The 6385-nt window shown below is 37.1% G+C and carries 7 protein-coding genes and 3 pseudogenes; 6 read left to right on the forward strand and 4 right to left on the reverse strand.

Annotation, left to right across the window (positions count from 1 at the left end):
- Positions 1-11: 11 nt before the first annotated feature.
- The 3 genes and pseudogenes from BMX30_RS19465 to BMX30_RS19475 all read right to left on the reverse strand — a co-directional run.
- Positions 12-677: pseudogene (locus tag BMX30_RS19465) on the reverse strand (IS66 family transposase zinc-finger binding domain-containing protein); the annotation flags it as partial.
- A gap of 33 nt (positions 678-710) precedes the next feature.
- A complete protein-coding gene (gene tnpB / locus BMX30_RS19470) occupies positions 711-1064 on the reverse strand; it encodes an IS66 family insertion sequence element accessory protein TnpB (protein WP_090749450.1) in 354 nt (117 codons plus the stop codon).
- Positions 1061-1255, reverse strand: a complete 195-nt coding sequence (locus tag BMX30_RS19475; protein ID WP_090749452.1) for a hypothetical protein — start codon at positions 1253-1255, stop codon at positions 1061-1063. The genes tnpB (BMX30_RS19470) and BMX30_RS19475 overlap by 4 nt, the downstream gene beginning before the upstream one ends.
- A 109-nt stretch (positions 1256-1364) precedes the next feature.
- On the opposite strand from BMX30_RS19475, the gene BMX30_RS19480 reads away from it, so the two are divergent.
- From BMX30_RS19480 to tnpC, 4 genes and pseudogenes are all read left to right on the forward strand, one after another.
- The gene (locus BMX30_RS19480; protein ID WP_244532674.1) at positions 1365-1652 is read left to right on the forward strand and encodes a hypothetical protein; all 288 of its coding nucleotides are present in this window, start codon (positions 1365-1367) and stop codon (positions 1650-1652) included.
- 609 nt (positions 1653-2261) lie between these two features.
- Positions 2262-2579, forward strand: coding sequence for an IS66 family insertion sequence element accessory protein TnpA (gene tnpA / locus BMX30_RS19485; protein WP_090749454.1), 318 nt, complete (start codon positions 2262-2264; stop codon positions 2577-2579).
- 8 nt (positions 2580-2587) lie between these two features.
- Positions 2588-2932 carry an IS66 family insertion sequence element accessory protein TnpB gene (tnpB, locus tag BMX30_RS19490; RefSeq protein ID WP_090749468.1) on the forward strand — a complete coding sequence of 115 codons (345 nt, stop codon included), beginning with the start codon at positions 2588-2590 and terminating at the stop codon, positions 2930-2932.
- A 49-nt stretch (positions 2933-2981) separates the two neighbouring features.
- Positions 2982-4595 (forward strand): annotated as a pseudogene (tnpC, locus tag BMX30_RS19495) (IS66 family transposase).
- Between the two features lie 575 nt (positions 4596-5170).
- On the opposite strand, the gene BMX30_RS23670 reads toward tnpC, so the two are convergent.
- A complete protein-coding gene (locus BMX30_RS23670; protein ID WP_170843945.1) occupies positions 5171-5329 on the reverse strand; it encodes a hypothetical protein in 159 nt (52 codons plus the stop codon).
- Positions 5330-5512: 183 nt separating this feature from the next.
- Here BMX30_RS23670 and BMX30_RS24140 point away from each other — a divergent pair, with 183 nt between their 5' ends.
- On the forward strand, positions 5513-5644 hold the full coding sequence (locus BMX30_RS24140; RefSeq protein ID WP_280139990.1) for a hypothetical protein: 132 nt from the start codon (positions 5513-5515) through the stop codon (positions 5642-5644).
- Positions 5645-6193: 549 nt separating this feature from the next.
- A pseudogene (locus BMX30_RS19505) lies at positions 6194-6385 on the forward strand (IS21 family transposase); the annotation flags it as partial.

The following is a 6385-nucleotide window of genomic DNA, read 5'->3' on the forward strand; positions in this document are numbered from 1 at the left end:
TAATTTCTTCAATCCCACTCCTTTACCTGGCGGTAAAGAGGCAAGTACTGAATAAACTTATCGTAGATAAGCTTTGCCAAAACAGTTGGTCCTGCAATACTACGCTGAATGGCAGCTTGTGGAGCTTTCCCTCTCTTAATTTGTGCTTTTTGAGTGGAATCTTTTTTGCACACCTTGCACTCATAGGCATGCTCGATATGTTGCACACGCTTCATTGTAGCTGGAATGAATTTTGCCTCTTCACGTATGACTGTTTTACCTACCTCTGTCATTTGATGGAGGCAACATTCACATTGTGTATTAGCTGGATGATGATGAATTTCTTCTATTTCAATATCATTGCTAAATGAATCGTTTCTCTTTTTCTTCGATACTTTACGGATAACGGTATAGCTAATGGTTTCCGTGCTTTGTTCTTCTGTCTGCTCAGAATCGCTAAAAGACGGATCGTCTTCAAATAAAGATCCTTGACCGTCTGGTGCTTGATACTTTGATTTTTCTGATTTAGAACCATATAAAGCTTTGGTTAATTGGCGTACTTGTTCAGTCAATGCCTCTATTTGTCGATTTGACTGCGCAAGTTGTTGCTCCAGTAATCGTATGATACGTTCGTTTTGTTCTTCTTGCTTCGAATTAACACCTGTCAAATCGTTCACCACATTTCCGTACAGTTTCATCTATGGATCATTATACCATTCGGAATGGAGCGTTTAAAAGACACCTTTTGCAGATTTCGCAATTGCCTTTGGCTGCTGAAGCGATAGTCCTTCTAATAGCCAACGAAGCTCTTGCTTTGAAAGATTTCGTACTTCATTTTCGTCTTTCGGCCATTGAAGCTTGCCGTTATCTAACCGTTTATAAAGCATGGCGAAGCCATCACCATCGAAGTACAAACATTTATAACGATCCTTGCTCCATCCAGAAAACAGAAAGATTGAATCGCTGTATGGATCTAATTCAAATGAATCCTGAATAAGCGTTGCGAGGCCGTCAATTCCTTTACGCATATCCGTTTTACCACAGATAATATAAATATTTTTAACGCTCGTAAAATCCTGTTTCATCGATTGCTCAACTCCCTCATGATGACTTGTACGATGCGATCATCTACGCCATTGAAGAGGGAAATTTCAACACCGGCTGCTTTAATCACGCAGTTGGGGAAATGGCTTTGAGATTGCGGTACAACAGATGGAAGGGTATCGTGGATAGGATCTAATGTCACTGGGACAATGGTTAATTTTGTGGTTGGCATAAGAATAGCACCTCCTTTGAGTGATACGTCTATCGTACCGGAGGTGCCTACTGGTTTATATGCGTTATTTGGTTACGGTCTTACAATGAAGGTGTTAATGAGGTTATTAATGGAATTATTACGAATCATGATAATATTTTTAGTATTTGGAGGCCTATTAGGAGTTATCTTAGTTAAGGTTTACTCAGCATTAAATATTAACACAACATATGGTTGGCTTGGCGGAATATCGATTCTAGTTTTACTTTTCATTTTATATAGAAACAAATTGCAATTTAGTGGATGGTATAATGGAAAAGGCAGAGAAAAATTATCAAAAAGAGCTTCTTATTTGCTATTCATGATCTCAATTTTTCTCCTTATATTGCCTCTTTTGTTAAATATAGTGTTATATTAAAAAAACAAGGGGCAACAAGGTCCCTTGTTTTAATATTATATAAAATAAATTTAAGTTAGTAGTTTAATATTATCTTTAGTTTTAAAAAAATTAATTATCTAATGAAGATGCATTAATACTAAAAGTACTTCCATTACCGTATGTTATAGTAGCTTCAGCATAAGTGGTTGAATAGGCCACAGATGCTGTATATGGAAATGATTGTTGGTTTCTACATGGAGAGCTGGTACAAGTAGAAGTTAAGGTTTTATTTTGAACTAACCCTATATATGTACCGCCAGATCCTACAAGGCCATATGCTACATGTCTAATTTTTGTTTTAATTTGAGTAGCCTTACCAGTGATTATTCTTGTGGTAATGTCTCCTCCAAAACTATGATTAATAAAACCAATATTTGACCAGATACTTCCCTTAAGATCTGCGGTAATAGTGGAATTACCATTATATCCATATACACTTGTACTTTTTAGAGCTTGTATTCAGTACTCGGTGCCTGGCACGACCCGGAATATGTCATTTCACGGTAAGCGTCAAACTATGCCCACATGGTTTGACGCCTTTTTATATGTGATAATCTCCTAGAGATCAAATGTTATGGAGGTTTTGCTATGAAGAGATCTGATCTTAGAGTTGAATGGGAACAACGGATTGCTACCTTTACGGCCAGCGGACTGAGTGCTTCAAAATGGTGTGCAGCCAACGAAGTAAGTATTCATCAATTCTGGTATTGGAAGAAGAAACTTAAAACAACGGAAGACACGTTCAGTGACTCTTCACAATGGTTTGCTTTAGAAATGGATGACTCAATGGAAGACTCTCAATCTAAAATAATGGTACATGTTGGCCAAGTATCTTTAGAGATTGAACATGGATTTGATCCAAAGCTGCTTGTAGAAGTTGTAAGGACACTTCAATCAATATGCTAAATGCATCAATGATTGAAAGTGTCTACCTCGCACGAGGTAGTACGGATATGAGAAAATCCATAGATGGATTAGCTATTTTAGTTCAGATGGAGTTTAACCTAGATCCATTCTCCTCAAATCTATTTGTCTTTTGTAACAAACAACGTAATAAACTAAAGATTCTTCACTGGGATACCAATGGTTTTTGGTTATATTACAGAAGACTTGAACGCGGAAAATTCCACTGGCCATCTAATCATGCAAGTTCAGGTCCATATAAAATTTCACGTCGACAATTGAATTGGTTGTTAGATGGATTATCATTAGAACAGAAAAAAGCACATCCTGTCGTTTCTGCAAAAACAGTTATATAAAACGCAAATTATTGAAGTGATTGGTTAGTTCTTATAGTATAATTGAACTATGAAAAAGACGACGAAAACATCAACCACAACTCCTACAATTGAAGAACTTCTCGAGCGCGTTCAACGTCTTGAACAGAAAAACGCAGATTTAGAGGCGAAGCTAGAAAAGGAAAAATTCGAATCTGAAGCCAAGATTAATTGGTTACAAGAACAGCTTCGCCTACATCAATCTAAACGTTTTGGTGTTTCTAGTGAAAAGGGTATTCCAGGTCAACTGGAATTAACTCTTTTTAATGAAGTTGAAAAGGAAGCAAACCTCGAATTACCCGAACCTACAGTGGAAACCATCACCTATCGCCGTAAGAAAAAACGCGGCCAACGTCAGATGATGCTAGAAAACTTGCCTGTGGAAACGATTGAATATCGTTTATCCGAAGAAGAGCAGGTCTGTTCGTGCTGCGGTGGAAATCTGCATGAAATGAGTACAGAAGTCCGTCAGGAATTAAAATATATCCCAGCTGAAGTAAAAGTGGTCAAGCATGTTCGCCATGTTTATTCGTGCCGAGCTTGCGAGCTGGAAGCAATTGAAACTCCTATCCAAACTGCATCTATGCCAAAGCCGGTTATTTCAGGAGGTTTAGCATCCCCATCTATGTTGGCACATATCATGAGTCAAAAATATGTAGAGGGACTTCCTTTGTATCGGCAGGAAAAACATCTGCATCGCTTGGGTTTAACATTATCTCGCCAAACGATGGCAAATTGGATGATTTATGGAGCGGATCGCTGGTTAAGCCAGGTGTATAGTCGGATGCATCAGCTGATAGTAAAGCATGATATCATTTGTGCTGATGAGACGACCCTTCAAGAACCAGGTAGATCAGCTTCATCAAAATCGTATCTATGGCTTTACCGCACAGGTATCGAGGGACCACCCATTATAATGTATGATTACCGAGAAACCAGAGCTGGAGAAAATCCAATGAAATTCCTAAAGGAATTTAAAGGCTATCTTCAAGTCGATGGCTATGCAGGGTATCATAAAGTAGAAAACGTAACCCTTGTTGGGTGTTGGGCCCACGCTAGACGCGGGTTCACGGATGTTTTAAAATCACTGCCTGTGAATAGCATAAAGCCAGTCGCTGCGACCGAAGGTCTCCAATTCTGTAATCAACTTTTCAGGATTGAACGAAAGTTGAGGGAATTAGCCCCGGAAGATCGACATGAACAACGTCTAAAGCAAAGTAAGCCCGTACTAGACGCATTTTTGTCATGGCTAAAAGTACAATAACAAAATGTGTTACCTAAAAGTGGCCTTGGCAAAGCCATCACATACTGTCTAAATCAATGGGATAAATTAGTGGCCTTTTTAGAGGATGGTCGATTAGAAATCGATAATAATAGAAGTGAAAGGGCTATTAAGCCTGTAGTGATTGGAAGGAAGGCCTGGCTTTTTAGCAATACACCAAATGGTGCAAAAGCCAGTGCCATCATTTATAGTATCGTGGAGACAGCGATTGCTAATGGATTAAATCCTTATTACTATCTTCGCTATCTATTTGAGCAGCTTCCCAATATGGATCTAACAGATAATGATAACCTTGACCGGATACTTCCGTGGTCAACGACAATACCAGTATCTTGTATTTCTTTTAAAAAGTTAACTAAATAATAACTCAGGCCCCAACTAAAATATAGGTGGGGTCTATTTGACGCTTACAAAGAAAAAGGGAAATTAATTCATAATAATGGGAGACCACTCAAACAGAACACCCTAGAAGACGCTGATGATGTTAAATTATTTGCAGTCTATCAAGACGAGATCAATGGAAATTTATATGAAAAATACTATTTTGCAAATAATGATAATAATAATTTAGTTGATATTAAACGTAATATTATTAATATCTCAAAAAAACTTAAAAAAGATCCTGAGGCTTATATTGAGGAACTAAAGGAAACAGAAGAAGTAGCCTCTAATTCAGTAAGTGCAGCAGTAGTTGCAGAGCCCAGTGGTGGGTATTGGAAAACTTATCAATGGTCATTTTACAACTATTTAAATATGAAAATAGGAGTATATTCAACAAATATTAACTTTGATAGAAAATCATCATCTGCTAATATTAATGGTGTAACCGGATCTGTATGGGATATTCATACGTTTCAAGAATATGATAGAATAACTGGTACAGTAACGGAACAAGTAACAAGAGTCGATGCGAACTATAGTGCTCAAAAACTTTTAAGTTATGGGCCATTAGATGATTCTGGATTTAGTGTCGGAGTGTCTTTATCAGGTATAACGTCACCTGTATCTTGGAGCTTTAGCACTGGTGCAGCCTCTACTAATAACACATCCTCGATTGCTAGCAAATATGGGAGATGGATATGGACAGCATCTGTCACTACCTTTGGGGATCCTTTTGTTACAGAACCAGGAATAAGGGTATCTAATACTTCCGGTTCTTTAGCAGTAAAATTTAGTCATACGTTTGGAACAAATTATGGTTCCCACGGAACAGGTGTAGTCACTGCTTCTATTCCTGATAGATAATAAGGTATTTATCCTCTATGACTGGAGATGCACACATGAAAATTGACAGAAAAACATTAGAGATTATATCAACTATTTCATTAATTGTTTTAGCTATAAGTACTTCAATTATTGCGATCCGTTTGGATGACTTGATTGATATTTTAACTGTAATAGGAAATAAATAGTGATGGTTATACTGAAAAATAATTACTGAACAAAAAACTGCAGCTACTACTAACGGGTTCCGTTCCCTATCACAAACATTAAAAATGCAAGGTTAAAATGAGTGCAAATTTGTTATAGAAATTGACACTCATTTTTTATTGGTTTAAAGACATTTTTGGTGAAATTATATAAAAATTTGTATAGGAAAGTGCACCCCAAAATGTAGGGGTATAACTGCTATTGTACCCCTACATTTTCTCCTCAATTTGATATACAAATTACATTACAAAAAAATGATTAGAAATCACTTGTAATTGGATATATATGTTAAGCTGAAATAAAGTTTGTAAAAAAATGTACTCAAGCTAAACCAGCTAATAGTTTGTCAAATTTTTCTCTAAAAAAATAAATTCATTGGTGTTTATGGCATCATAAAAATGTAGGTTATGGCATTTAATTTGTGCAGGCCCCGAGGGGCCTGCACAAATTAAAAAAACCACTTGTCAACATTCCCAAATACACATACACTTCCTGTTGGGTACAAAGACGTGCAGGAGGTATTTAAGGAGATGTTGGCAGTGGCCGAGATTAATTATATCAGACATGAAGTTAACAATAAAGGCTACGGGTATTCAGAAGTAGCAAAGAAAATGGGAAGAGATCCAAGAACTATAAAGAAGTATGCAGATAGGGAGGATTTCAACAAACAGCCACAGAAAAAACAGACCAGGGTTGCTCCGGTACTAGGGCCAGTAAAGGCA

The sequence above is a fragment of the Mesobacillus persicus genome, assembly GCF_900109925.1.
In the GTDB taxonomy this organism is placed as follows: domain Bacteria; phylum Bacillota; class Bacilli; order Bacillales; family Cytobacillaceae; genus Mesobacillus_B; species Mesobacillus_B persicus.

What these genes read in the sequence shown, in the direction of transcription:
- tnpB (WP_090749450.1), bottom strand. Translation starts at nt 1,064, where the DNA reads ATGAAACAGGATTTTACGAGCGTTAAAAATATTTATATTATCTGTGGT.
- BMX30_RS19475 (WP_090749452.1), bottom strand. Translation starts at nt 1,255, where the DNA reads ATGCCAACCACAAAATTAACCATTGTCCCAGTGACATTAGATCCTATC.
- BMX30_RS19480 (WP_244532674.1), top strand. Translation starts at nt 1,365, where the DNA reads ATGGAATTATTACGAATCATGATAATATTTTTAGTATTTGGAGGCCTA.
- tnpA (WP_090749454.1), top strand. Translation starts at nt 2,262, where the DNA reads ATGAAGAGATCTGATCTTAGAGTTGAATGGGAACAACGGATTGCTACC.
- tnpB (WP_090749468.1), top strand. Translation starts at nt 2,588, where the DNA reads ATGATTGAAAGTGTCTACCTCGCACGAGGTAGTACGGATATGAGAAAA.
- BMX30_RS24140 (WP_280139990.1), top strand. Translation starts at nt 5,513, where the DNA reads ATGAAAATTGACAGAAAAACATTAGAGATTATATCAACTATTTCATTA.